General features: G+C 54.6%; 23 protein-coding genes and 1 tRNA gene. 10 read left to right on the top strand and 14 right to left on the bottom strand.

The window, feature by feature from the left end; genetic code table 11:
* The first annotated feature begins 57 nt into the window (after nt 1-57).
* Genes DXY31_RS06100 through DXY31_RS06090 form a run of 3 tightly spaced genes read left to right on the top strand, consistent with a single transcriptional unit; the run spans nt 58 to nt 2,127 of the window.
* Nucleotides 58-816, top strand: coding sequence for an HAD-IA family hydrolase (locus DXY31_RS06100; RefSeq protein ID WP_114993108.1), 759 nt, complete (start codon nt 58-60; stop codon nt 814-816).
* The gene (locus DXY31_RS06095; RefSeq protein WP_114992885.1) at nt 813-1,151 is read left to right on the top strand and encodes a DUF565 domain-containing protein; all 339 of its coding nucleotides are present in this window, start codon (nt 813-815) and stop codon (nt 1,149-1,151) included. Before DXY31_RS06100 ends, DXY31_RS06095 begins: the two co-directional genes overlap by 4 nt.
* Nucleotides 1,141-2,127, top strand: coding sequence for a kinase (locus tag DXY31_RS06090; protein WP_244279576.1), 987 nt, complete (start codon nt 1,141-1,143; stop codon nt 2,125-2,127). Before DXY31_RS06095 ends, DXY31_RS06090 begins: the two co-directional genes overlap by 11 nt.
* Here DXY31_RS06090 and rpmF read toward each other — a convergent pair.
* A complete protein-coding gene (gene rpmF, locus DXY31_RS06085) occupies nt 2,091-2,267 on the bottom strand; it encodes a 50S ribosomal protein L32 (RefSeq protein WP_114992884.1) in 177 nt (58 codons plus the stop codon). The genes DXY31_RS06090 and rpmF overlap by 37 nt on opposite strands.
* Nucleotides 2,268-2,354: 87 nt before the next feature.
* Between rpmF and ftsH the strand changes: the two genes are divergently transcribed.
* The gene (gene ftsH, locus DXY31_RS06080) at nt 2,355-4,217 is read left to right on the top strand and encodes an ATP-dependent zinc metalloprotease FtsH (RefSeq protein ID WP_114992883.1); all 1,863 of its coding nucleotides are present in this window, start codon (nt 2,355-2,357) and stop codon (nt 4,215-4,217) included.
* Nucleotides 4,214-7,024 carry a UPF0182 family protein gene (locus DXY31_RS06075; protein WP_244279574.1) on the top strand — a complete coding sequence of 937 codons (2,811 nt, stop codon included), beginning with the start codon at nt 4,214-4,216 and terminating at the stop codon, nt 7,022-7,024. The genes ftsH and DXY31_RS06075 overlap by 4 nt, the downstream gene beginning before the upstream one ends.
* A gap of 52 nt (nt 7,025-7,076) precedes the next feature.
* On the opposite strand, the gene DXY31_RS06070 is transcribed toward DXY31_RS06075, so the two are convergent.
* Nucleotides 7,077-7,670 (bottom strand): peroxiredoxin, encoded by a 594-nt coding sequence (locus tag DXY31_RS06070; RefSeq protein ID WP_114992882.1) that lies wholly within the window; start codon nt 7,668-7,670, stop codon nt 7,077-7,079.
* A 152-nt stretch (nt 7,671-7,822) separates the two neighbouring features.
* On the opposite strand from DXY31_RS06070, the gene DXY31_RS06065 reads away from it, so the two are divergent.
* Both DXY31_RS06065 and DXY31_RS06060 read left to right on the top strand, forming a co-directional pair.
* Nucleotides 7,823-8,119, top strand: coding sequence for a hypothetical protein (locus tag DXY31_RS06065; RefSeq protein ID WP_114992881.1), 297 nt, complete (start codon nt 7,823-7,825; stop codon nt 8,117-8,119).
* A gap of 51 nt (nt 8,120-8,170) precedes the next feature.
* Nucleotides 8,171-8,244, top strand: a tRNA-Met gene (locus DXY31_RS06060).
* Between the two features lie 101 nt (nt 8,245-8,345).
* On the opposite strand, the gene DXY31_RS06055 is transcribed toward DXY31_RS06060, so the two are convergent.
* The 6 genes from DXY31_RS06055 to DXY31_RS06030 form a co-directional block, all read right to left on the bottom strand.
* On the bottom strand, nt 8,346-9,338 hold the full coding sequence (locus DXY31_RS06055) for a M23 family metallopeptidase (protein WP_114992880.1): 993 nt from the start codon (nt 9,336-9,338) through the stop codon (nt 8,346-8,348).
* Between the two features lie 107 nt (nt 9,339-9,445).
* Nucleotides 9,446-9,940 (bottom strand): tRNA (cytidine(34)-2'-O)-methyltransferase, encoded by a 495-nt coding sequence (locus tag DXY31_RS06050; RefSeq protein ID WP_114992879.1) that lies wholly within the window; start codon nt 9,938-9,940, stop codon nt 9,446-9,448.
* Nucleotides 9,937-10,488, bottom strand: coding sequence for a bifunctional adenosylcobinamide kinase/adenosylcobinamide-phosphate guanylyltransferase (gene cobU / locus DXY31_RS06045; RefSeq protein ID WP_114992878.1), 552 nt, complete (start codon nt 10,486-10,488; stop codon nt 9,937-9,939). Before cobU ends, DXY31_RS06050 begins: the two co-directional genes overlap by 4 nt.
* Complete coding sequence (gene pxcA, locus DXY31_RS06040) at nt 10,481-11,629, bottom strand: proton extrusion protein PcxA (RefSeq protein WP_114992877.1); 1,149 nt, start codon at nt 11,627-11,629, stop codon at nt 10,481-10,483. The genes cobU and pxcA overlap by 8 nt, the downstream gene beginning before the upstream one ends.
* Before the next feature lie 7 nt (nt 11,630-11,636).
* Complete coding sequence (gene psb32, locus DXY31_RS06035) at nt 11,637-12,326, bottom strand: photosystem II repair protein Psb32 (protein WP_371639157.1); 690 nt, start codon at nt 12,324-12,326, stop codon at nt 11,637-11,639.
* A 19-nt stretch (nt 12,327-12,345) separates the two neighbouring features.
* Nucleotides 12,346-12,753, bottom strand: coding sequence for a tellurite resistance TerB family protein (locus DXY31_RS06030; protein ID WP_114992876.1), 408 nt, complete (start codon nt 12,751-12,753; stop codon nt 12,346-12,348).
* Nucleotides 12,754-12,820: 67 nt separating this feature from the next.
* Between DXY31_RS06030 and DXY31_RS06025 the strand changes: the two genes are divergently transcribed.
* Nucleotides 12,821-13,486, top strand: coding sequence for a cofactor assembly of complex C subunit B (locus DXY31_RS06025; protein ID WP_114993104.1), 666 nt, complete (start codon nt 12,821-12,823; stop codon nt 13,484-13,486).
* Here the strand turns inward: DXY31_RS06025 and lptC are convergent.
* Both lptC and DXY31_RS06015 read right to left on the bottom strand, forming a co-directional pair.
* Nucleotides 13,416-14,603, bottom strand: coding sequence for an LPS export ABC transporter periplasmic protein LptC (lptC, locus tag DXY31_RS06020; protein ID WP_114992875.1), 1,188 nt, complete (start codon nt 14,601-14,603; stop codon nt 13,416-13,418). The two genes, DXY31_RS06025 and lptC, sit on opposite strands and share 71 nt — an antisense overlap.
* Nucleotides 14,603-16,147, bottom strand: a complete 1,545-nt coding sequence (locus tag DXY31_RS06015; protein WP_114993103.1) for a methionine--tRNA ligase — start codon at nt 16,145-16,147, stop codon at nt 14,603-14,605. The genes lptC and DXY31_RS06015 overlap by 1 nt, the downstream gene beginning before the upstream one ends.
* A gap of 188 nt (nt 16,148-16,335) precedes the next feature.
* Between DXY31_RS06015 and DXY31_RS06010 the strand changes: the two genes are divergently transcribed.
* Nucleotides 16,336-18,102: an FAD-dependent oxidoreductase gene (locus DXY31_RS06010; RefSeq protein ID WP_114992874.1), complete on the top strand. Its 1,767-nt coding sequence runs from the start codon at nt 16,336-16,338 to the stop codon at nt 18,100-18,102.
* Here the strand turns inward: DXY31_RS06010 and DXY31_RS06005 are convergent, their stop codons facing one another.
* The 3 genes from DXY31_RS06005 to rpmG form a co-directional block, all read right to left on the bottom strand.
* Complete coding sequence (locus DXY31_RS06005; RefSeq protein ID WP_114992873.1) at nt 18,103-20,070, bottom strand: ribonuclease catalytic domain-containing protein; 1,968 nt, start codon at nt 20,068-20,070, stop codon at nt 18,103-18,105.
* Between the two features lie 75 nt (nt 20,071-20,145).
* Nucleotides 20,146-20,367: a 30S ribosomal protein S18 gene (rpsR, locus tag DXY31_RS06000; RefSeq protein WP_006041316.1), complete on the bottom strand. Its 222-nt coding sequence runs from the start codon at nt 20,365-20,367 to the stop codon at nt 20,146-20,148.
* Between the two features lie 38 nt (nt 20,368-20,405).
* On the bottom strand, nt 20,406-20,606 hold the full coding sequence (gene rpmG, locus DXY31_RS05995) for a 50S ribosomal protein L33 (RefSeq protein ID WP_066907761.1): 201 nt from the start codon (nt 20,604-20,606) through the stop codon (nt 20,406-20,408).
* Nucleotides 20,607-20,734: 128 nt separating this feature from the next.
* Here rpmG and pheT point away from each other — a divergent pair, with 128 nt between their 5' ends.
* Nucleotides 20,735-23,191: a phenylalanine--tRNA ligase subunit beta gene (gene pheT / locus DXY31_RS05990; protein ID WP_114992872.1), complete on the top strand. Its 2,457-nt coding sequence runs from the start codon at nt 20,735-20,737 to the stop codon at nt 23,189-23,191.
* On the opposite strand, the gene rlmD is transcribed toward pheT, so the two are convergent.
* Nucleotides 23,160-24,560 (bottom strand): 23S rRNA (uracil(1939)-C(5))-methyltransferase RlmD, encoded by a 1,401-nt coding sequence (gene rlmD / locus DXY31_RS05985; RefSeq protein WP_114992871.1) that lies wholly within the window; start codon nt 24,558-24,560, stop codon nt 23,160-23,162. The two genes, pheT and rlmD, sit on opposite strands and share 32 nt — an antisense overlap.
* Nucleotides 24,561-24,602: the final 42 nt, after the last annotated feature.

Below are 24,602 nucleotides of genomic sequence, written 5' to 3'. Positions count from 1 at the left end.
GGGGCTTCATCGCCTCAAAAGCGATCGGTCAAGCTGGTGCCCGATCGGATCTCCGACATGACCCGTTTGCAGGCTGTTTTCTGGGATGTGGATGGAACGCTTGCTGACACCGAGCTGAATGGCCATCGCCATGCTTTCAATCAGGCTTTCTCAGACTGTGGCCTCAGCTGGAACTGGAATGAGGAGCTTTACTCCGAATTGCTGAGCATTCCCGGTGGACGGCAGCGAATGCAGTTTTATGCAGAGCGATTGGGAGACACGCTTGATGCTGCATTCCTGGACCGATTACGTCAATCAAAACAACAGAACTATCTCAAGGTCGTTTCCTCTGGAGCCATCACTTTGCGCCCTGGAGTCAGTCGACTTCTGCAGGAAATCAACAAAGCCGATGTGCAGCAGTGGATTGTGACCAGCAGCGGAGAAGCTTCGGTTCTTGCCTTACTCGAGTCTTTTCCAAGCGAGCTAACCGATATTTTTCAGGGAATGGTGACTGCCGATGATGTGGAGAGGCACAAACCGCATCCAGACCCTTATCAACTGGCACTTGAACGCAGTGAATCAGATCGTGCCACTGTTGTGGTTTTTGAGGATTCCACTCCTGGACTCCTCTCAGCCCGTGCAGCGGGTCTGCGCTGTGTGCTGACCCCATCCCCATGGGATAAAGAGCTTGAAAACAGTCAGCAACATGCTTCTGCTGTGATCGATCAGCTCGGAGAGGATGACCAGAAGGCAAGAATCTTCAGTGGACCCCCTTGTGCAGGAGGTCTGATCACGCTGGAGTATCTGGAGTTGCTACTTTCAGCCCCCTCGCGATGACCCTTCAGGCCACTCGCTACGACCAGTTGCAGCGGCGGATCGGCAGGCTATTGAACCAGACCCTGATTGGTCCGTGGAGACGACGCAGTGTGGGGGTTCTTGCTCTGCTGTTTGGCTTCATCATCGGCAGCAACGTGACGATGATCTGGTTTCAGAGGTCCGGTCAGAACCGTCCTGTAGCGGTGCTGGTCATGGTGCTCATCATTGAACTGATGGTTCGTCTGCGCAGCAAAGTACGTCCTGGCCCATGGCCACTCCCATGGCTAGCCCTCGACAATTTGCGCATCGGCACGGTCTATGCCGTGGTGCTTGAGGCTTACAAGCTTGGATCCTGATCGCCAAATTAATTCAGTGCCCCAGCGGATCCCTAACGGGCTCCTGTCTTTACTTGAACGCCTCGATTGGTCCAACGTTGATGATTGGTGGCATCGATGGGAGCGGGTTGGCGGTCTCAATCTGGCCAGAAATCAATGGTCCGTGCCAGTTGTTGACGGCTGGATCGCCTTCGTTGGTCTGCCATTGCTGAGCCGAGTTGAGTTGGCTCTGCGTCATGGAGAGCCTGTGATTCTCGGTGTTAGCGCCCTACCTGGTTGCGGTAAATCAACCCTGTGCAGCTGGGTTAAATCGGCGTCACAACAACTGGGATGGCCAGTTGAACATCTTTCGCTTGATGATTTCTACTGGCCTGCGGAGCAGCTGGAGAGAAGCATGCAGGGCAATCCCTGGTCTGTTCCGAGAGCTCTTCCTGGCAGCCATGACATTGAAGGGCTGCTGCAATCACTAGATGATTGGAAAACAAGCGGGCAGATCACCTCTCCACGCTTTGACAAGTCACTTCGCAATGGCCGGGGAGACCGATTCGGAACTTCAAGTTCACGACCACAAGTGGTGCTGATAGAGGGGTGGTTTCTGGGGGTATCCCCGCTCCCCTCGATTGAAACTGAAATCGTTGAAGATCTGTCAGAGCTGGAGCTTACATGGCGCTCCAGAGCCGTTTCTTTACTCGCTGACTATCAGGAGATCTGGACACTCCTTGATGATCTCTGGCATTTGCGGGCCGTTCGTAGTGACCTGTCTTCTCGATGGAAGCAGCAACAACTAGCCACATTGGAACAGCAAAGTGGTGTCGGCTACCGCACGAGTGACCTTTCCGACTTCAACCGCATGGTGCTTGCTGCACTGCCACCAAGCTGGTTAAGAAACCTTTCCCTGAGTAGTGCAGTGATGGATCTCACGGCATCACGCGATGTGCGTGAGATCCATGTGATGAAGTCTCAGCTTTCAGCTTCTTCTTCTTCAGCAACGGGATAAACGAAGCCCTGAGCCCGACCACTCAGCACAGACTTGCCGATGGAGAGAGCACGTTGAGCCGCAGTAGCAGCCTTGGCCTTCCAGACAGCATGACGCTGGTTGCGCTTGCTTTTTGAGGTTTTCTTCTTCGGGACGGCCATCGCGGGCGCTTCACTGCCAAACAGCCATGATCTACTTCGGAGAGGCCACTCGTCAAATCGCTAGTCTTTGTACAACGCATCAGCGGTGTGAGTTCAGAGCAGCCGACCCAGTCAGAACAGGGAACTCCAGCGCCCAAGTCAAAGCCTGAGGAGCCACAGAAGAGTCCGTTTGCCCTGTTTCAAAGGCAACCGGATGTGAGTTACAGCACCCTGCTGAAAGAAATTTCGTCCGGCTCCGTCAAGGAACTGGTGTTGGTCCCTGGCCGCCGGCAGGTGATTGTCACCTACCTCGATGGGAAGGAGATCACAGTTCCTGTACTGGCGAATGATCAGCAGATCCTCAGAGTCGCCGAAGCATCGGGCACACCACTGAATGTCAAGGATGTCCGTCAGGAGCAGGCACTGGCCGGACTCGCTGGAAATCTCGCTCTGATCGTTTTGATCGTTGTCGGCCTGTCGTTGCTTTTGCGACGTTCTGCGCAGGCTGCCAACAAGGCGATGGGGTTTGGACGTAGCCAGGCGAGAACCAGCCCTCAGGATGAAATTACGGTTCGCTTTGAAGACGTCGCAGGGATCGGTGAGGCCAAAGAAGAGCTGCAGGAAGTAGTCACCTTTCTGAAACAGCCGGAGACCTTCATCAAGCTTGGAGCCCGAATACCTCGAGGTGTTCTGTTGATCGGCCCTCCCGGAACCGGAAAAACTCTTCTTGCCAAAGCGATCGCAGGTGAAGCCGGTGTTCCCTTTTTCTCTATCGCAGCCTCTGAATTCGTTGAATTGTTTGTAGGGGTCGGAGCCAGCAGGGTGAGAGATCTATTCCGAAAGGCCAAGGAAAAAGCTCCCTGCATCGTGTTTATCGATGAAATCGACGCTGTCGGTCGCCAAAGAGGTGCGGGCATTGGTGGTGGAAACGATGAACGGGAGCAAACACTGAATCAGTTGCTGACCGAAATGGATGGATTCGCCGATAACTCCGGGGTCATCCTCCTAGCAGCTACGAACCGTCCTGATGTTCTGGACACGGCACTGATGCGTCCAGGACGGTTCGACCGACGCATTCAGGTAGGTCTTCCCGATCGCCGCGGTCGCGAATCGATACTCGCTGTTCATGCAAGAACACGACCCTTGTCAGATGAGGTTTCCCTCGCTGACTGGGCAAGCAGAACACCTGGCTTTTCAGGCGCAGATCTGGCAAATCTTCTCAACGAAGCAGCCATTCTCACCGCGCGACATGAAGCATCGTTTCTCGGAAACAAAGAACTTGAGGAAGCACTGGAGCGCATCACCATGGGCCTCACTGCAGCCCCACTCCAAGACGGAGCAAAGAAGCGTTTGATCGCTTATCACGAAATCGGCCATGCATTGGTGGCGGCATTGACTCCCCATGCCGACCCGGTCGACAAAGTTACTTTGCTGCCACGCAGTGGTGGTGTGGGAGGGTTCACCCGTTTCTTTCCTGACGAGGAAATCATTGACTCCGGCCTCGTGACACGTGCCTATCTGAGAGCACGACTGGTGACGGCCTTAGGGGGTCGTGCAGCAGAGATTGTGGTTTTCGGAGACTCTGAAGTAACACAGGGAGCCAGCGGCGATCTCCAGATGGTGTCCCAGCTTGCGAGAGAAATGGTGACGCGTTTCGGATTTTCTGATCTGGGCCCCGTTGCTCTTGAAGGCCAAGATCAGGAAGTTTTCCTTGGACGAGATCTGGTCAACACCAGGCAGTCCTATGCCGAAAGCACCGGTCGAGAAATTGATCGTCGCGTGCGTGCCTTGGCTCAAGAAGCACTGCAGCAGGCCATTGACCTACTCAAATCAAGGAGGCAGCTGATGGATCGTCTTGTCGAGGCACTCATTGAGGAAGAGACCTTGCAGTCTGATCGTTTTCACGTTCTTGCAGGTATCGACGTACCCACCAGGAGCTCTAGCCTGGATCAGTTGCCGGCTGGGGCTTGAGCCTGCTCAAACGGGGACTTTCCTCCCTATTGCGTCCATCAGCGGCGTGGCTGCTGCTGGTGTTTCCAGCTTTCTGGCTGTTCGCCAGGCTTCAGGTTGAGTGGTCGTGGTTTTCCCAGTTCGGGCACGAGGGGATCTACGTCGAGCGACTCGGCTTTCAAATCCTCGGAGCTGGTTTTGCGCTGTTGCTGGTGCTGATCTCCGCCTGGTGGCGACACCGATGGATGCTGGCCTATGTCCCTACACCACGTGGTGAGATCCCCGCATTGCGAGGGGGCGTCTATTCCATTTCATTGCTCGCCTGCCTGACAGTCCTTCTGAGCGTTCTTGGCATCACAACTCGGCTTGCCTGGCTGGCTTGGAAGCAGCCTTTTCTCTTAGCCCACTGGTGGAGTGTTCCGTTTCAACCGGAATGGACCGTTCTAATCATCAGCGTTCTGCTGATCCTGCTGATCACGATTGGCCTTGGACGCAGGGGACGCATCAACCTCTCCTTCCTTTACGGAAGCCTTTGCATCTGTGTTGTGGCGGGTCGCAGCTGGGGCCTCTGGGCACTAGCCATCACAATCCCTGATGCAGGAACGATGGATCCACTGCTGGGCGCAGATCTCAGTTTCGGATTAGGTCGCTTTTCAGCAATCGCGCTGCTCCTTGAGCTGTTGTTGCTGCAGATCCTGCTGACCCTAAGCACCTCGGCCTGGGCTCGCTTGACCCGCTCTCCCTGCCTGAGTGACTGGGGCTTTCCAGGCTGGAACAAACAGGAACGAGCGTTGTTACGACCTGCACTAGCCCTGCTGCTGCTTGTGCTGGCTGCACTCACATGGCTTGTACGTCATCAACTGCTCTGGACCCAGAGCGGATTGGTTGCTGGTGCAGGCTGGCTTGATATCCATTTGCGGCTGCCTTTGCGTCAGTGCGTGGCGCTTCTGCTGGTGCTGATGGCCTGCACATTCCTGCCATGGCCGGGAGCAAGACAACAACCGCGACGACGGCTGAGAACAGCACTGTTCACACTTGCTTTAGTCGCCGTCCTCGCGGAACTGCTGCTTTCTCCAATTGTTCAGTGGATAGTCGTCCGGCCAAAAGAACTACAAATCGAAACTCCTTATATCAGTCGCTCAATCTCTGCAACACGTCAGGCCTATCAACTGGATTCCATCAGGGCCCGGGGCAGCACGCCAACTCAAGAGATCAGTGAGCAGGACCTGGTCAAAGGAGCAAGCACGCTGCAAAACATCAGGCTCTGGGACAGTCAACCAATGCTGGACACCAATCGTCAGCTGCAGCAACTAAGGGTTTACTACCAATTCGCGAATGCCTCCGTTGATCGGTATCCGCTCAATGAAGAAAGCAATGAAAATCAACAGGTGATTATTTCAGCACGCGAATTGGATCAAGCTTCACTTCCTAAGCGTTCGCGAACTTGGCAGAATCGTCATTTTGTGTTCACTCATGGTTTTGGCTTCACACTGAATCCTGTTAATACAAGTGAACCTGATGGTCTCCCGGCTTACTTCATCAGCGACCTGGGGCAATCCACACAAATTCAAGGAAATGAGTCGCTGGGTATTACCAAGGAAGATGTTGAGCGTGAAGTACCGATAGGCCGAGCCGCACTTTACTTTGGAGCACTCCATTCGCCCTATGCAGTAGCACCAACACGCATCGAGGAATTTGATTACCCCGAGGGTGATGACAATACCTACAACCATTACTCAGGCTCAGCCGGTGTTTCGCTTGAGCATCTATGGCAAAGAATTACCGCTGCAACGTATCTTGCTGATCCTCGCTTTCTAAATACGGGAGCTCTAACAACTGAGTCTCGATTACTCCTGCGTCGTGATGTCAAAGCAAGAGTCAAAACTCTTGCACCATTTCTTGATCTAATGGGAGACCCTTATCTTGTCTCCGTTCCCATTGATGATGCATCCAGTAGCTATCAGCAAAACCAACACCAATACTGGATTGTTGATGGGTTCACTTCATCTAGAACAGTTCCCTACGCAGCAACGCTTCCTGATGGTCGACCTTTGCGGTATCTCCGCAATTCCGTCAAAGCAGTGGTTGATGCCTATAACGGCAAAGTTCATCTTTATATCAATGAACCGAATGATCCAATCATTCAAGGTTGGGCAAAGGTTTTCCCTTCGCTGTTTGAATCTCTGGAAGAGATGCCTAGCAACCTGAGACGACACATGATGGTCCCTAAAGCACAGTTTGAATTGCAAGTGCAGCAACTACTTCGTTACCACGTTACAAATCCTCGAATTTTTTACAGCGGAGACGATGTCTGGCAAGTACCGATGGAGTTGTACGGAAAAAATCAGATTCCTGTAGCTCCGTACCGAATCACTGCTCAAATCAAATCGAGTCAGAATTCAGAGTTTCTTTTGCTTCAACCTCTCACTCCACTAGCACGTCCCAATCTGTCAGCCTGGTTAGCTGCACGCAATGATGGTGAGCATTATGGAGAACTTACTCTCCTTCGATTCCCTAGCGATGTTCCAATTTTTGGTCCCGAACAGGTTCAAGCACTGATCAATCAAAATCCTGAAATCAGTCAACAATTCGCTCTCTGGGATCGGGCAGGCTCGCAAGTTGTGCAAGGAAATCTACTGGTTGTTCCTGTTGGTGATTCGCTTTTGTACGTGGAACCGATTTATCTACGAGCTCAGCAGGGAGGGCTGCCGACACTGACCAGAATCGTGGTAAGCGATGGACGCCGCGTCGCAATGGCTGCTGATTTGGATAATGGCTTGCAGTCACTCCTCGATAAGCAAAGGCAGGAAGGAGACGAAATACCATAAAAAAGGTCCGCTTTAAGCGGACCTTTAAGACATCAAAGGGTATTGTGTGAATTCAGTTGATCGCAGCGAAGAATTCTTTGCTGCCAACGGGGTCAGGCTTCATGGTCTTTTCTCCTGGAGTCCAGTTTGCAGGGCAAACCTCATCTGGGTTGGACTGAACGTACTGGAAGGCCAGAAGAACACGCAGAGTCTCATCAACGTTTCGGCCAACAGGAAGATTGTTGATGGTTGAATGCATAATCACACCCTCTGGATCAATGATGAATAATCCACGCAGTGCTACACCTTCGGCTTCATCGAGCACGTTGTAGGCAGTGGCAATCTCTTTCTTTAGATCTGCCACTAGGGGATAATTGATATCACCAAGTCCACCCTGGTTCCTAGGACTCTGGATCCATGCAAGGTGGCTAAATTGACTGTCGACTGAAACACCTAGCACTTCCGTGTTTTTGGAGGAGAAATCTGAGTAGCGATCACTGAATGCGGTGATCTCAGTGGGACACACAAAGGTGAAATCCAACGGATAAAAGAACAGCACGACGTACTTGCCGCGATACTGCGAGAGAGCAATTTCCTTAAACTCCTGGTCAACCACTGCTGTTGCAGTGAAATCGGGGGCCTTTTGGCCCACGCGCAGCGAAGACATGTTGGTGATGCGAGGTTTGGCAAGGAAGTGAACTGGCCTAGGTCGTAGTCGTTCCGACTTCCTAATGCTCGCGACAAGTTATCACGGCTGACCTAGAGACTGCGGCAAGACTGGGCTTCTGTCTGAGCACGCCCAACTCTTATTATCGAGAGATGATTCACTCATCCATGAGCTGGGATCCAGCACTTCTCCGAAAATTCAGCAGCACCGGTCATTTCCGACTTCTGAATCAGGTGCGTAGTGAGCTGAGCAGCCAACCTCTAGAACGTGATCCAATAACAAGGGCACTGTTGCTCAAAGCTCGGCCGCACCGTGGCCAACCAGTTAGGCAACAACGACGTCCCAATGCGATTCCCGAAGGTCATGTGACTTTGACGGATGATGAGGGAACAGCGCAGCCATCACCGAAATCCTTCAGAGAACGTCTCAACGCCATCGAGATGCGCTAGTACTTCAGGACATCTCAAGATGTATGATGGTGACTGGCCTGAGGGCCTTTCGTCAGAGTAGCTCAGCTGGTTAGAGCACAGGATTCATAACCCTGAGGTCGAGAGTTCAAGTCTCTCCTCTGACATTCATTTAAAAACAAATCTACTGAACAACTTGTTGATTATTCAATAGGTAATATTGGCATTAATTTGAAGTTCTAGAAAAACAAATAGTTCGATGTAGGGTTCAGATGCGGCGTGCGGGAAGCATGGCCATTGGATCCAGAGCGGCGCCACCTGGACGACGAATTTCAAAATGAAGGTGGGGGCCTGTACTACGGCCGGTGCTCCCCATCAATGAAATACGGGAGCCCTGCGGGACCATCTGACCCTTTCTAACCAGCAGACGGCTGTTGTGTGCATAGCGAGTGGACGAACCGTCGGCGTGAGACATTTCAACGAGATAGCCGTAACCACTGCTCCAACCAGCAAAGGCGATCAAACCATCCTTGGCAGCAAAAATAGGAGTGCCAACATTGTTGGCGATATCGATGCCCTTATGCATCCGACCCCATCTCCATCCATAACCGGAAGTGAAAACACCTTTAGTAGGCCAGATAAAAGTCTGGGAAGCGTGAAAGCCGTCAGATCCTGAAAAGCGAGGAAGATCGGGCCAGCTCGCGCCCCCTGATCTCAGAGGACGCATTCCCAGCAAAGGACGCGCTTGGGCAACCCTGACTTTGCTACCTGTAACCAACATTTTGGAGAGCTGAACTCCAGGATTTAGATCCCTCAATTGCTGAAGAGTGATGCCATGGTCCCTGACGAAAGACGACAGGGATTGATCTGATTTGATCTCGACGACGTCTTTAGGAGTAGGTGGCGAACTGAGAGGGGCGTTGGTGCGCAGTGATCCAGGCACAAATCGAGATGAGTCAGCAACATCACCACGACTAGCTTCAGGTAGAACCAGCCAGGTACCTTCTCTAAGAATGGCTCCAGCTGACTGTTCGTTCAGTTCTGAAAGTTCGTTTAAAGAGAGATCAAGCTCTCTGGCAATCACACTCAGATCGCTATCTGCTGCAAGCTCAACCCAAATCAAAGGGTTGACGTTGGGCAAAGCGGAGAGGAGCTGTTGTGGGCTGTAGTGGTCGGAGTCGGCATACCCTGAAAGCTGTGAAACCGCGAACAGCGCACTGCTGGAAGTGATCGCGGTAACAGCTAAGAAGAGGGGCTTCATTCAGGCATGCTTGAGGGTCATTCCCGATGGAGCCGCCACAACCCGGGATCGGCTGAAAGTAGCGAGTGGAACACAACATCGCAAGGGCTTTCGTGGCAGATCTGCAATTACCACAACTGAAGCTGCCATCCTGCGTGATAACTAACGATTCCGCAGGCGACCGACAGGTTCAGACTGCGAACACCTCCACGGCCATCCTCCGCCGCGCTGCATGGCATCGGAATGGTGGCAATTTGATCGCACTGAGCCCTGATCGGATCAGGTAGTCCGAGATCCTCTCGTCCGAACAAGAGAACATCGCCCTGTTGAAAACGGAGGGTCTGAAGAGTCTGCCCACCGCGACGGCTGCAACCAATCAACCGTGACGGCTGAGGAAGGCTGTTCAGGAAATGGTCAAAATCCTTGTGGACGGAGAGATCCACAAAAGGCCAGTAATCCAGCCCAGCACGTTTGAGATGGCGGTCATCAATCGAAAAACCGAGTGGCTCGATCAAGGCAAGAGGTAAACCGAAGGCTGCACATGTCCGCGCGATACTCCCGGTGTTGGGGGGGATCCTGGGTTCAAACAGCGCAACCCTCAATGGTGTGGAAGCCAGAGTCATTCCTGGGGTACGGCAGATCCAAGGGCATGAAGATCAAGAGCCCTTCCTTGGATAACGAGCCAACTTGCGGAGGCGATGGTTTCCAGTTGTTGAGCGAGCCGGCCTTGACGATCACGAAATCGTCCGCCAATGGCTGTTACTGGCACTACTCCCCAGCCTGTCTCCTCAATCACCAAAACAACGGGTCGTTGTCGCTCCTGAACGCTTTTGATCAAATCTGCTTCAAGCTGCGCCCAGTCATTGGGAGACGCTTCAAGATGCCACGCGGTAAATGCTCCCAGAGCATCAACCAAAACGGTGTGATGGGTGGGAATGCTGTTCAGAGCCATCGACAGATCAGCTCCACTTTCAATCACCTCCCAGTCAGAGGGTCGCCGTTCACGATGAAGGCGAATTCTCTGCTGCCATGCACTGTCATCCGGTCGTGCATCGGAAGTCGCTACGTAACTGACAGGACTGTGTTCAGCAACGAGATGTTCGGCCCAGCGGCTTTTGCCACCACGGCTTGGACCGGTGACGAGCACAAGTCCATCTAAAGGCTTAACCACCTCCGTTCATGCCGCGCAGTGTGGCAACAGAGGACGGACTGACACGATTGAGATAACGGAAGATCCAATACTTGAAAATGGTGGCAAGGATGACTGGGAACGTGGCAATGAAGAGAAGGATGAAATTTTCTCTTGCTGGGAAGCCAAAGTGATTGGCGATTCCATCCAAAAGAACCGTCCATCCCTCAGGACTGTGGAACCCAACAAAAATATCGGTGAATAGAATGATGGCAAAAGCCTTGGCTGAATCACTGAGTCCGTAAACCGCTTCATCAAAGAATCCACGCAGCACTCTCAGCTCTTCGCGACTGAACAAACAAACAACAACGAATGCCACAGTTGCTGCAAGATCAGCTAAGACGTTTTTCACTGCATGGGTGCTTTCTGAATCAGCCTCTTCTTTTAATTCTTCGGCTTTAGCAGAGAGTTTCTGCTGAAGTTCCTCCTGAGTTGGAATGGAATCACCGCGCAGGAGAGCATCAAATTCAATTTCAGCCTTGAAGACCCTTAGTTTTTCAACGGCCTGTTCCTCGAGCTGAGGCTTTGGATAGCTCAGAAAAGGAAGATCTGGAGCGAAGTGATCAACCGCTGGGCTGATGATGTAAGTGCGGCTGACCTGTTGAACTAACAACGGCACAAGAATCAACAGAAGCAGCACCTTCAGGGAGATCAGTGTTGAATCCCTGCGACGTCGGAAACCTGCCACAAGCGTCGCTTCCGCCGCAGGATTGAGTTGTCGACGCAACGTGTCGAAGATGCCTAGTAAGGAGCGTGGAAGCGGATCAGGTGCTCGACTGATCGTTGGCGCTGATGCTGAACGCCTGGGGCTATAGCGATTGACAACGCTTTCAATCAGTTGAAGCTGTCTAAGTTCCTGGGTGTCAAACTGTGCACGTTGATACTCAAGTTTATCGAGTGATGAGCGACAGACGTTAATGGCGGCCCTGAACTTACGAAGGATCGTGGCCTGAACAGTTGCTGGGACGGAGAGTTCAAGATCTGGACGAATTGGGCGGTCACCGTAATATTCAAGCTCGAGACTTTGAATCAGAAGCGCGGCTTCGTAACCACGATCCAGTTCTGAATTTGCATTGAAAGATTTGGTTCCGCCGAAGGTCCCAAGCCAGTTACGTCCTGCCATCGTGTCGTTAGCTGGAGAAAATCCACCAGGTCGCCATAGGTACTATGGTGCCGACGACTAGAAGAACGACAACCCATGTGAAGGCGTTGCTGTCTTCAGTCTCCTCAGCGGTAGGAATATTTGAGGGGAGCGAGGTGCGTTCCAGCTGCACTGGTGGACCAGGATCCTCTCCCCCATTGAGAACAATTTCGATTCGGCTGACTCCGTCGAGGGTGGCCTGTCGAAAGCGATCCCCATCGCGTAACGGCTGACTCATGGTCGTCCGTCCCGTACTGCGCAACAGGGACTCTGGCAATTGTTCAAGCAACTCCTTAGCCGCAACAACTGTCGCCTGCTTGCTCTGTGTTTCCTCGAGGAAGATCAGCAGTGGATGGTCAGTCAGGTTGGATTCCTGCCCCCAGCGATCCAGAAGCTCGTCACCAAAACCGGAAAGACTGAGTCCGTAGTCGAGTCGTCGCAATGTCACCAAACGGGCATCGACATGGAACTGATTAAGTTCCTGCAAACGTGTACTGATTTCATTCCTGCTGGCTCTGCTCAGCACATCCGCTGAATCCAACACGACTTCATCGGGCAGAGCCGGCGGAAAATCCTGAGCAGAGACTGCCAGCGCCGCTGGAACCGCGAGCAAAAGACAGAACACAGCAGACAGAATCCCTCCGACGAGGTGGTTCAGACGCTTCATGGTCATGGGCATTGAGGCTGCCAGTCTGCCTTCAGGTGGAAAGGCTGTCGCGATGTAAGGCCGTGATCGCCTCCATTACAGCAACAGCACGGCCATCAGGAAGCGATAGACGATCGCAGAGTTGGTTGAGGAACGACTGTTCTGCAGCTGAAACATCCCTATCGGCATGGGTGAGTTGAACAGCCACAGCCAATGCCGTCTCCTGCTGGATAGGGGTCAGGGCCGGCAGTGCCTCAGTGACCAATTGGTTCACCCCCTGTTCGCGGAGCGTGACCAGAAGCCGATCGAACAGGGCACCCATCTCCTGTTCCGTTCGATCTTTGTAGGGAGTGCGGTACTCCAGTGATCGTCGCAGGGCATGGGCTTCCTCACGACCAAGGGTGCCGTCGCAAGCCACCGCAGCGAGGGCGATCGAGGCAAAAGCTTCTGCGTCCGTCATCACCACTGGTCAGTGCTGCCCCATTTGAGCAAGAGTGAGCTCTTCTGACCGCAGGACTCTCGAGACCATGCCAGGCTCCGCGCGACTCTGCCTGATCTCCGGACTGCTGGTGCTGGGGCTCGCCATCTTCAATGCTGTGACTGCAGGGACGCTCACGCCCGCTTTGCAACGAGCAGAAGTCCTGTCCGGGATGGCGTCGGTTGGTTTGATGCTTGTTGCGGTGCTCTGGACCCGGGCTATTCCGCGCAATCCCAAGGCAGTCAAGCTTGAGGGCGAACAGGGTCTCGAGATCACCGCCGGATTATCCGAAAGTGTGCGCACTGAACTGGCCTGGGGAAGCCACCAGTTTCTGACAGCAACCTCGGCCGCCACGATCCTCGTGAACTGGGACCAGACAGTGCTGCTCAGGCGTGGGCTGATCACCAAGGATCCGTTCTCTCCGGGTGACATCTGTCGCCGCAGTACTGAGCGGCAGGCCCTCGTGTCACTGGTCAGAACTGCTTTATACCCTGGCCGTCAGGAATTTGATGCTGTTCTACCAGGTCTGCCGGCGGTGATGGTTCAACCGCTTGGAGAACGGGGGTGGATTGTGCTTGGTGGCTGGTCAGAGCGATGCTTCACCCGCTCGGATGAACGCTGGCTGGCGGGTTGGGCAGAACGACTCAGAACTCAACTGGAGCTGATTTCCGTGGTCGGGGACTCTGATCCTCAGACTGATCCGAAGGGAATCTGACCTGGGATTCCACCTTCCCACCTGGAGCTGTAAAGGTGATCCTGCCTTTTTCGCCAACCTGACCCGCCAGCTTGCTGGCACGGGTCAACTGATCGTTGGCGTCACGTTTTAACAGCACATTCCCCTCAGCAAGGACGTCCTCAGTCTCCCAGTTCCAGCGACAGGTGGTCGCATCGAGCGATTCTCCCGGCTGTTCAATCCTGCAATCACCATTGATCACAACCGTGTTGTCCTCCAGCTCAGCCTGAAAAGCTTTGCCAAAGATCCTGGTGCGATCCAGTTCCGCTTCGAAGGGTTGATCGCTGCGCACAATCTGTGTTCGGAAATTCCACGTGGTGTCCTGAGCCTTGAGAATCCCCTTCTGACGTGGCATCTGAACAACGACCGGAGCCATCACCATCAGGTCACCTGCTTGCGTGTTGCCCTGAAGACTCATGCCCTGAAGCTGCTCAAGCACTGTTCCTTCCTGGTCGCGTCGCTGTGCCAGAACAGGACCCTCGGCATTCAACACGCCGGAATCGAGATTCCACTGGGCGAGCCCGGTTTGAAGTGTCGTATCCGGTTTGGATGGATCGGAGTCCTTAGACCAACGCTCAAGCTTGACGACACCCTTGAGAGTCAAGTCGTTGGTGGTCTGGAGAAGCTGCGCTTCAGTGGCACTGATTCGAGACTCCTTGTCAGTAGCTCTTGGACGCTGCTCAATGAGCAAAATCCCCTGCTGCGGACGCCAACGCAGACGGTCTCCCTGAATCAGAAGCTTGGAGCCATTGAGTTGCTGCAGCCTGACATCACCCTCAAGCAGAATCTGTTCGCCATCGTTGACGACAAGAGCAAGATCCGACTGCACCCTGAATGATGGTTTTCCCTTCCGGTAGAGAACACCGACAGGCTGGCGGGCACGAACAAGACGACGATTGAGCTCATAGCGAGCTTCAGGACTGTTCAGACTCCAGTCCATCAGTCCTTGCTTGGTCTTCTGTTCGAGTTTCAGGGATCGAAACACGAAGGGTGGCGACTGAACCGTAGACGCGGGTTTTTCACTGACACAGCCTGACAGGAGCATCAGGGTGATCAGCAGACCACCTCTCAGGCGACCGATGGCATGGGTCAAGGTCATCAAAGTGGTGATTCGAGCTCGAGCCTCTGCATGACAGGTTCCGGCTTAGGCAATGGAGATCCGGGAACCAGCCTGCCCCAGTTCAGATGGTCATTCCACGATCCTGAAATCGAGCAGAGACCTAGCTGGGCGAGAATACGTTCACTGAGATCAGGCACGATCGGCTGCAAAAGAATGCCCACAATCCGCGAACATTCCAGAACGGCATAAAGATCTTCACCAACCTGCACTTCCTGACCTGGTTGCTTCATCTGACTCCAGGGAGCCTGTTCGTTCAGGAAGCCATTGGTGTCGATTGCCAACTGAAGCACCGCTTCGGCAGCCTTTTGAAAATTGAGCTCCGGCATTGACGTCCGAACCTGCTGAATCGTCAGCTCTGCCTTGCTGCGAAGTGCATGGTCGTCGCGAACCGTCTCAGCCACAGGAGGCAGAGCATTCTCAAACCATTTCCTGGACATCGATGAGGTGCGGTTGAGCAGATTCCCGATCGTGTTGGCGAGATCGTTATTGACCAGATCCACAAACCGCTGCTGCTGGAAATCACCGTCATCACCGAACTGAATGTCGCGAAGGAGATACCAACGCACAGCATCGGTACCGCAGCGCTGAAGTAACAGTTCAGGGTCCAACACATTGCCCAGCGATTTGCCCATTTTCTGGCCTTCGCGGGTCAGAAAGCCATGGCCGAAAACGCTCTTGGGTAATGGCAAACCTGCCGACATCAACATCGCTGGCCAGTAAACAGCGTGAAAACGCAGGATGTCCTTGCCGATCACGTGAACGCTCACCGGCCAGCCTGCACTGCCGAGACGATCCAGATCCACTGAACCTCCATCATCCAGCAGAGCTGTCAAATAGCCGAGCAGAGCGTCAAACCAGACGTAAAAGGTGTGGCCGGTGTGGCCAGGGACCGGAAGCCCATGGGACACATTCACCCGAGAGATTGAGAAATCACGCAGGCCACCGGCCACAAAATTTTCAACCTCTTTGCGACGACTTGCTGGAGCGATGAAACCAGGCGTAGAGATCAGTGACTCGATGGGCTTTTGAAACTTTGAAAGACAGAAGAACAGGTTCTCTTCGTCGCGCCATTCCAGGGGCTTGCGGTGAGTCGGACAGCAAGGAGATTCAGCATCGGCAGGATCGTCCTTAAATTCCTCACAATCGACGCAGTACCAACCCTCCTGATGGCCGCTACGAATGTGACCCGAGGCTTCACAACGATGGAAAAATTCCTGAACTAGGGGCAGGTGACGCTCGCTTGTGGTTCGCACAAAACGGTCGTTACTGATCTCCCACCGCGACCAGAGATCGATGTATTCGCGACTGATCAGATCACAGTGGTCCTGTGGGCTGATGTTGCGAGCCTCAGCCGTGCGCTGGATCTTCTGACCATGCTCATCCACGCCGGTGACAAACAGAACCTGATGTCCCTCAAGACGCTGGAAACGAGCCAAAGCGTCACAGGCAATGGTCGTATAGGTGCTGCCGAGATGCGGCTTGGCATTGACGTAGTAGAGCGGGGTTGTGAGGCTGTAAGTCATCGCTTCGGCGCTCTCCTTTGGCCCCTGGCTCTGGGGCTGGATCTTAACGACCCTCTTTCCAGGTCCCTGAACGAGTGACCCCGCTGCCTGGCGCATGCGACGAAGTCGGATCTGATTCAGCGGAATGCTTCTCAGTCAAACAATCTGCAGACTATGGGCACCTTCCTCGTACGGGAACGGAAAGGACCATGACCGTCAGCATTGATTCGGTGGATGTGTTGGTCTGGGGAGGGGGAACTGGTGGCACGGCAGCAGCGATTCAGGCGGCCCGTGGCGGCGCCAGCACCCTGCTACTCACCCCTGGTGCATGGCTGGGCGGAATGGTGAGTGCAGCGGGGGTGTGCTGTCCTGATGGCAACGAACTGAGCCCATGGCAGACAGGGCTTTGGGGAGCTTTTCTGCATGAACTGGAACAACGCGAACCAGAAGGACTGGACCACAACTGGGTGAGCTGTTTCGGCTACCGACCGCAAACAGCGGAGTCGATCCTTCAAAACTGGCTGCATCAGGAGCCCAGGTTGCTTTGGTGGCCTGGTTGCCAACTCCTGAGCGTTGAGCGTGCAGGCTCTCTGATCACGGGCCTACGCATTGAGGTGGATGGAGAAATCCGCAGGGTGACGTGCCGCGTTGCCATCGATGGCAGCGATCGAGGTGATTTGCTGCCTTTGGCGAATGCACCGTTCCGTTTCGGTTGGGAACCCAAGGAACAGTGGCAGGAACCCAGTGCACCATCACGGCAACGCTTGACCACCGATCCCTTTTTCAGACATCAACCCGTGCAGTCACCGACTTGGGTGGTGATGGGCCAGCTTCAGAGCGATCAGCTTCCAAATCCTCAACGCCAAGGTGATCATCCGATTGGTTCTCAACTACCCGACCCCTTTTATGGGGCCTCTGACACATTCGGTCTGGAAAAAACCATCACCTACGGCCGCTTACCGTCGGGACTGGTGATGCTTAATTGGCCACTGCACGGCAATGACTGGCACCGAGGACTGGAGCGAGCCTTTCTGACTGATCCAGATCAGGAGGCTGCACTGTTTAGCGAGATGCAGCAACACAGTCTCTGCTTCGCCGATGAGTTGCGCAAAGCCACTGATGGATGGCTACAACTCGGCGAGGCATTTCCTAGCAGCGCTGAAAGTCGAGCACCCTGGCTCGCTGCTATGCCCTACTGGCGCGAGGGCCGGCGCGTGGTTGGCCGCACCACGGTCATTGAACAGGATCTGCTCCCCCTAGCTGAAGGAGTTTGCATCCTTGGTCCACCAGTCAATGACAGTGCAATTTTGCAGTCGATTGCGGTGGGCAATTACGCCAATGACCATCACTACCCCGGGGATGACTGGCCATTAGCTCCCAAAAGTTGTCGTTGGGGAGGTCGCTGGACAGGAACTCCCTTCTGCATACCCTTCGGAGCTCTGCTGAGTGATGCAGTCGACAATCTCCTAATAGCAGATAAGGCATTCAGTACGAGCCACATGGCCAATGGCGCCACCCGATTGCAACCGTTGATCCTGAATGTTGGCCAAGCTGCAGGAGCCGCTTCCGCTCTCGCCGTGGAATCCAATCGGCAACCCTCTGAACTGTCGGTGCGCAGTGTGCAGAATCGACTGATCGGAGACGCCATGGCTCCGTCAGCAGTCGTACCGCTCTGGGACACACCGTGGCATCACAGTCAGTGGTTTGAGCGTCAAGTATCAGCACTGGATCAGAAACCATTGACAGCCGCCCACCCGGAGACATTGGACTCAGGCAGAACACTGCGGGCAACGGTTAGTCCAGACAACGAGGGTGGCTACAGAATTCAATGCGAAGCAAGTGAGCCCTGCCAATTGATCACCCTTGAACCAGCGGTGAACGACAGACTTCAAGCGATCGACAGACCGACAAGCGTCGAGTTGCAGGGCAGCCACAATCCCTGGGGAGGTTGGTTTCGTACATCCTCACTGCGCTGATCAACGGGACAAGGCAAGCAACCTGAGTTGGTCACACTGAGAATCGACTTGTTCAACCTGCAGCACAAGAGCATCTCCTGGTAGTGATCCTGCAGGACACTCAGCGGCAACATCCATGGCTAGATCATCAAGACGAACCAACCCCAGCCGGTCCTGAGGTCTCAGCCAGCGCAGGAAATCCACCGGCCACTGGTGGTTCTGGTGATGCTCGAACCAAACCTGTTGCCAGTGACGTTGATCTTCCCTTGCGATGGTGAGCCCTTCGCGAACAGCTGAATCGAAACTGTCAATCAGCTCTTGCATAGACTCCATGCTGCGCGGGATTTGAGAGTTGATCACAGCAGCGATCTGGCGTTGCACAACCAAATCTCCATAGCGCCTGATTGGTGAGGTGGCTTGGGCATAGGCGCTGAGACCAAGACTGAAATGAGGTGAGGGTTGAGTTCCCATTAGACCTCGGCTGAGGCAACGTTTGATGGCAGCAAATCGTACGGCTCCATCCGGTAACTGCTCAAGCTCCATTGACGAAGGAAGTTCGGCAGGAAGCTGACTGCGATAGGGCAACGCCAAGTTGTGAGTGGATCCGAATCGGGCGGCAACGGCACCAGCAAGAATCATGGCCTCAGCCACCATCGTCCTCGCGGCACCAGGTTCCGTGACCTGCACAGACAGCTCACCATCCCGGCATCTGATACGACCCTCTGGCAGATCCATCTGCAATGCGCCCTGATCAGTCCGCCAACGTCGTCGACGTTCCAGCAGCTGATGCAGATCCGAAAGATCTGCCTCTTCAGGTGGAGCGAAATCAATCAGCTCATCGGCATCGTCATAGGTGAGGCGGTAACGGGGGGTGACCCAGCTGCGCAGGATCCCGAAATCGCTGATATCGCCGTACTTATCGAGATCCACCCAGGTGCTCCAGGCAGGGTTACGCTGGCCTGCCCTGAGACTGAAGGGCCCAGTGGAGAGCTCGGCGGGGAACATTGGAAGATTGCCCCTCGAGAGATATAGGCTGCTGCCTCGGCGGCGAGCCTCAAGATCCAAGGGTGAACCTTCGGGGATCAATCGACCTGGATCGGCGATATGGATCCAGAGACGTTCGGATCCGTCTCGACGACGTTCCAGAGCAATGGCATCGTCAATGTCACTCGTCTCAACGTCGTCGATGGTGACGCAGGCCTGAGTTGTGAGGTCAAGTCTGTTCTCGTCTCCCGGAAACGTCTCGTCGCTGTGTTCGACAAGCTGCCTTGCCTCCAGCAGCAGATTTTCACTGAATCCACTGCTCCAGGGCGTACCCGCGATCGATGCAGGTTGATGCTCATCCCACTGGCCAAGCTGAATCAGCAGATGACGGAGCTCCCTGGCATTGGCTTCTACGCGCGCGGTTTTCAGTGACTGCAACAGCTGAGCATCGAGTCGGCCCTCTTCAACGCCTTCGCCCACCAGCTCTTGCATGCACTTAATCCATGACTGGTGAAGAGGATCAAGCGAATTGAAGACCACTGGTTGACGTGACTTCAAGACCTGGATCCAACGCTTACTTCTGCGTTCGGCTTTGATCTGCATGCGCCGTTCAGCACGTCGGCTGCGGATCTCGGAAGCGGGCCTTGCTTGAACCGCACCCTGCTTCCAGCGGAAAAAATCCTGGTCTGCATGCAAAGCCAGCCAACAGGCAGCTTTGTGAACTGCAGCATCTGACCCGCAGGCCAACTCAGCAAATTCAGCGAGATCAACAGTCTCAGATGATTCCAAAATCAGGACCCATGCTTCGCCCCAGTCGCGACAGTTGGGACTGGATTGATTAAGGTCTTGCTGGTTGAATGTCCATGGGAAAACCCCCAGCCGAGCTGACGGATCAAGGTCACCAGATAGGGGGTGAATTAAATCGATGGTCCGGGCTGGAACAACTTGTTCCTTGCCTCGAAAACCAACGCTTAAACGACGTTTGCTGCCTTGAACGGCAAGCACGACCGCAAGTTGAGATGATTTGAGGTCGCTGATGCCGACCAGATCTCCCGGTTTGCAGTCAACAGTGGCCAGGAATCAACCCTCGGGGTTCACAAAAGGCAGCAAAGCTACGATCCTTGCGCGCTTAACAGCATTCGTAAGGTCACGCTGCTGTTTTGCGGTGAGGCCAGTAAGGCGGCGAGGCAAGATTTTGCCGCGCTCTGTGATGAATTTCTTCAGCAGATCCACATCCTTGTAATCGATGGGATCGCCGGGCTTGATGGGAGAAAGGCGCTTCTTGAAGAAGGAGCTGGACATGAATCAGAAACGATTGGAAAACTGGATGAACAGCAAACTCACTTGATCTCTTTGTGGAGAGTCATCTTGTTGAGTTGCGGGCAGAACTTCATCAGTTCCAGCCTTTCAGTGGTATTCCGACGATTTTTCTCGGTCGTGTAGCGAGACACACCGGGAGAACGCTTTTCGGAAGCGGGAACGGACCGGCATTCGGTGCACTCAATGGTGACAACGATCCGGACGCCCTTGTTCTTGGCCATAAAGGACGTAGCGCCGCAGTTGCGAAGCGAAATGACAAACATCCACTTTACAGGTCCACCTCACCCCACTCCAGGCGTCCGGCAGTGATTGCGAGTTCGTAGGATCACGCGCTGACTTCAAGCTCCCGATGCGGGTTTCTCTGTCCTGGCTGCAGGATTTGGTGCAGGTGAATGAGCCCGCTGATCAACTGGGTGAACGGTTGTCGATGGCTGGTTTTGAAGTGGAGGAGCTGGAGGATCTCTCCCTCCTTGCCCAAGGTGTCGTTGTTGGTGAAGTATTGGCCTGCGATCGGCATCCCAATGCCGACAAGCTCAGTGTCTGCAAGGTGAATGTGGGTGCTAACCAGAGCCTGCAAATCGTCTGCGGAGCCAAGAATGTGCGTGCAGGCATTCATGTTCCTGTTGCCATGGTCGGGGCCGTTCTTCCTGCCGTGAACCTCACGATCAAAGCAGGTGAACTGCGTGGTGTAAGCAGTGAGGGAATGATCTGTTCGCTGTCAGAACTTGGGCAGAGCAGTGATGTGGATGGGATCGCCATCCTTGAGGATCTCTTCGCTGGCTCACCCTCTCCGGGAGAGCCCGTGGCGCCATCCCTGGGTCTCAACGACAGCGTTCTCGAGCTCGCCATCACAGCCAACCGTCCTGATGGTCTTTCGATGACAGGCATTGCCAGGGAAGTGGCTGCACTCACAGGAGCGCCGCTTTCATTGCCCAAGGCAGCCGCTCCATCAGAAATTCAAACGCTGGCAACCGATCAGCAATCCTCAGCTGCCATGAAGGACGGTGGCCTTTACGGCCTAACCGAAGTCAAGGGCATCGATGGCGCATCACGCTCACCGCAATGGTTGCAGCGACGGTTGACCCGTGCCGGAGTGAATCCTGTGAACGCCGTGGTCGACATCACCAACCTGGTGATGCTTGAACAGGGCCAACCTCTGCATGCTTTCGATGCAGATGCATTGGAATCGCTCTGCGGAACTGCGATCAGAGCAGCAGATTTTGGACTGCGTCAGGCCCATGAACAGGAAACCTTCAAAGGGCTGGACGGACGCGAGATCGAGCTTGATCCCCGTGTTCAAGTGGTGACCTGCCGGGATCGTGCTGTCGCCGTGGCCGGCGTGATGGGCAGTGCCGAAAGCGGAGTCACCGACAGCACTCGCAGAATCTGGCTGGAATCAGCCCTGTTCACTCCAGCTTCCGTCCGTAACGGCAGTCGAGCCACAGGACAGCGCACCGATGCCAGCAGTCGTTACGAGAAAGGCTTGCCCAGGGAAATCACCCTGATCGCAGCAGGCCGCGCTCTATCTCTATTCAGGGAAATGCTTGATGCTGAGATCGGTGAAACCTGGGTTTGTGCTGCAGAACAGGGAGAAGATCCGGTCGTCAGCCTGCGCCGAAATGCACTGCATCGCCTGCTCGGACCACTCGAATCCACAGACAGCACTGCTTTGCATCAGCCGCTTGCTGATGCTCAGGTCGAGGCTTGTCTCGCAGCACTCGGTTGTGAACTCACTCCCTGTGTGGATGGATGGGAGGTGATCGTTCCCCCATCGAGACGAATGGACCTATTGCGTGAGGTTGACCTAATCGAGGAGGTGGCCCGACTGGTGGGATTTGATCGCTTCCAATCCCATCTCCCGAACCCGCTACAGCCCGGTCAGCTGACGCTCATCCAGCAAGCTGAACGACGCTTACGTCAGCGTCTGAGCGCTGCCGGACTTCAGGAAATCACCACGTTGTCTCTTACCGGGGCGGATGACGCCGATCCCACGCGCATTGCCATCAGTAATCCTCTGTTGGCGGAGACCAGCCATCTGCGGACTGCGCTCTGGATGGAGCATCTTCAGGTCTGTCAGCGCAACCTTCAGGCCTCGCAGCCTGGTTGCTGGGTGTTCGAGATCGGGAATGTGTTCAGCTCCGATGGCGCAGCAATCGATCAAGAAGCTCGGCTATCGGGGGTGATCTGCGGGGAACGTCGCCTTTCGCGATGGCAGTCCAGCGGCAAGCCACAACCTCTCAGTTACTACGAAGCCAGAGGCCTACTCACCACTGTTCTGAATGCATTCGGGATCGAGGCCCAGGACCGTCGCCTCTCCGACGATGGGCGTCTTCATCCCGGCCGTGCGGCATCTGTGGTTGTTGAGGGTCGCCCTCTCGGCAGCTTCGGCCAGTTGCATCCAGCCCTGTGTGAAAGCCATGAGCTACCGGCGGACACTTATCTTTTCGATCTGGAATTGGCACGTCTGCTGGAGGCAGCCACCCGCAGCAATCGCTGGCGTCCGCAGTTCAAGGCCTATTCCACCCTGCCTTCATCAGAACGAGATCTCGCCATGGTTGTTCCTCGCAGCCTGGCGGCAGGAGATCTTCTGCAGGCCATCCGTAAAGCAGGAAAGCCACTGTTGGAGTCGGTCGAATTGATCGATCGTTTTGAAGGCGGACAGCTCGGCTCCGATCAGTGCAGCCAGGCGTTCCGTTTGCGTTACCGCGGTAAAGACAGCACCCTCACGGATGACATGATTCAGCCTGTGCACGAGAAGGTGCGTAAGGCACTCGTTAAGCAGTTTCAGGTGCAGTTGCGCAGCTGATTCTCGACATCAACACAAGACATTCCAGGTGAGAAGTCTGAGGAAAGAAATCCATTGGCTGGACACGTTCAATCCGATAAGGACCTGAATCTCCCGCCAGTTGTTTGAGATCCCTCGCCAGAGTTGCAGGATCACAACTCAGATATACCAACCGCTTTGGTGGATGGTTACGGATCATGGCCAGTACGTTGGCCTCCAAACCCTTACGTGGTGGATCAACCACCAGGGCATCGTGCATCGGCAAAAGATCTTGCAGATGCTGAGCCACATCGCCATCCAGAAATTGTGTTGTATTGAGCCTGTTGCGTGCTGCATTGCGTCCGGCATGGCGCACGGATGCGGGGCTGATTTCTAGGCCGGTCACTCTGTGGCCAGCAGCCGCAAGCGGTAAGGCAATCGTGCCGATGCCGCAGTAGGCATCAATCACGCGTTGATTCGCCTCCACGCGGGTGAGCCAGTCGCGGATCTGCTCCACCACCCGTTCTGCACGGGGTGTATTGACCTGAAAAAAGGTGGTGGTCCCAAGCTCAAGAGACAGAGCACAAAATCGCTCTTCGACCGAATCCTGACCTTGAAGGCAAATGGTCTGCTCGCCGAACACAGCATTACTGCGTTGCGGTTGCAGATTGAGCGTTACACCCTTCAGCTGTGGCCAGCGACGCATCCATACCGCGCTCAACTCCTCAACTCCCTCAAGCGACCGAGTGGCAGAAATCAGGGTGATCAGCACTTCGCCGGTTCGCACGCCGATTCTCAATCCCAAATGGCGAAGACCAGGCTGACCCTGCAGATCTGAATCCATGGGCCAGCGTGTTGATTCCAGATCCTTCTTGATCGGAGCAATCAAGTCATCCAGTCGAGGATCCAGAACTGGGCAGTGGTTGAGATTGACGATGCGATGACTGCCACGCTTGTAATAACCAAGGCGCACCTTCAGGCCATCACGACGGACTGGGATCAATGCCCGGTTTCTGTAGCCCAGTGATTCCCGATCGGGACTCACCAGGGCATTGACATCAGGATCCAGCTGGCCGATGCGAGTCAACGTGTTGGTCAGTCGCTCCTGCTTCCAGGTGTTCTGGGCCTCAACTGAAAGATGCTGCAATGAACAACCACCGCAGTCGCGGGCAAGAATGCAAGGTGGTCGACGGGCATGGGGTGATGAGGAGATGATCTCCACTCTTCGGGCTAGCCACATCCGCCTCTGACGCTGCTGAACTTTGACCTTGGCCTCTTCTCCAGGCAGCAGCTCAGGTACTGCGATCACCCAGCCATTCCAGCGGGCCAGACCACGTCCCTGCTGATCAAGATCCTCTCCCACAACATCGATGGTCTGTCCCGGATGCAGTGTTTCATTCATCGCTGTCATTGCAATGGCGTAACACCCCTCAGTTCCAACCCATGGCTGGGG

It is taken from the genome of Synechococcus sp. UW179A (assembly GCF_900473965.1).
Lineage (GTDB): Bacteria > Cyanobacteriota > Cyanobacteriia > PCC-6307 > Cyanobiaceae > Synechococcus_C.
Note: the sequence above shows the minus strand (reverse complement) of the source record. Positions and strands in the feature narration are given on the sequence as shown.

Bases quoted from the DNA above. Each gene is read 5' to 3' on its own strand.
- DXY31_RS06010 (WP_114992874.1), top strand. From the start codon at position 16,336: ATGACCGTCAGCATTGATTCGGTGGATGTGTTGGTCTGGGGAGGGGGA.
- DXY31_RS06100 (WP_114993108.1), top strand. From the start codon at position 58: ATGACCCGTTTGCAGGCTGTTTTCTGGGATGTGGATGGAACGCTTGCT.
- DXY31_RS06025 (WP_114993104.1), top strand. From the start codon at position 12,821: ATGCCAGGCTCCGCGCGACTCTGCCTGATCTCCGGACTGCTGGTGCTG.
- DXY31_RS06050 (WP_114992879.1), bottom strand. From the start codon at position 9,940: ATGACTCTGGCTTCCACACCATTGAGGGTTGCGCTGTTTGAACCCAGG.
- lptC (WP_114992875.1), bottom strand. From the start codon at position 14,603: ATGACCTTGACCCATGCCATCGGTCGCCTGAGAGGTGGTCTGCTGATC.
- pheT (WP_114992872.1), top strand. From the start codon at position 20,735: ATGCGGGTTTCTCTGTCCTGGCTGCAGGATTTGGTGCAGGTGAATGAG.
- rpmG (WP_066907761.1), bottom strand. From the start codon at position 20,606: ATGGCCAAGAACAAGGGCGTCCGGATCGTTGTCACCATTGAGTGCACC.
- DXY31_RS06095 (WP_114992885.1), top strand. From the start codon at position 813: ATGACCCTTCAGGCCACTCGCTACGACCAGTTGCAGCGGCGGATCGGC.
- psb32 (WP_371639157.1), bottom strand. From the start codon at position 12,326: ATGCCCATGACCATGAAGCGTCTGAACCACCTCGTCGGAGGGATTCTG.
- rpsR (WP_006041316.1), bottom strand. From the start codon at position 20,367: ATGTCCAGCTCCTTCTTCAAGAAGCGCCTTTCTCCCATCAAGCCCGGC.
- rlmD (WP_114992871.1), bottom strand. From the start codon at position 24,560: ATGACAGCGATGAATGAAACACTGCATCCGGGACAGACCATCGATGTT.
- DXY31_RS06055 (WP_114992880.1), bottom strand. From the start codon at position 9,338: ATGAAGCCCCTCTTCTTAGCTGTTACCGCGATCACTTCCAGCAGTGCG.
- DXY31_RS06015 (WP_114993103.1), bottom strand. From the start codon at position 16,147: ATGACTTACAGCCTCACAACCCCGCTCTACTACGTCAATGCCAAGCCG.
- DXY31_RS06065 (WP_114992881.1), top strand. From the start codon at position 7,823: ATGATTCACTCATCCATGAGCTGGGATCCAGCACTTCTCCGAAAATTC.
- pxcA (WP_114992877.1), bottom strand. From the start codon at position 11,629: ATGGCAGGACGTAACTGGCTTGGGACCTTCGGCGGAACCAAATCTTTC.
- DXY31_RS06070 (WP_114992882.1), bottom strand. From the start codon at position 7,670: ATGTCTTCGCTGCGCGTGGGCCAAAAGGCCCCCGATTTCACTGCAACA.
- DXY31_RS06030 (WP_114992876.1), bottom strand. From the start codon at position 12,753: ATGACGGACGCAGAAGCTTTTGCCTCGATCGCCCTCGCTGCGGTGGCT.
- rpmF (WP_114992884.1), bottom strand. From the start codon at position 2,267: ATGGCCGTCCCGAAGAAGAAAACCTCAAAAAGCAAGCGCAACCAGCGT.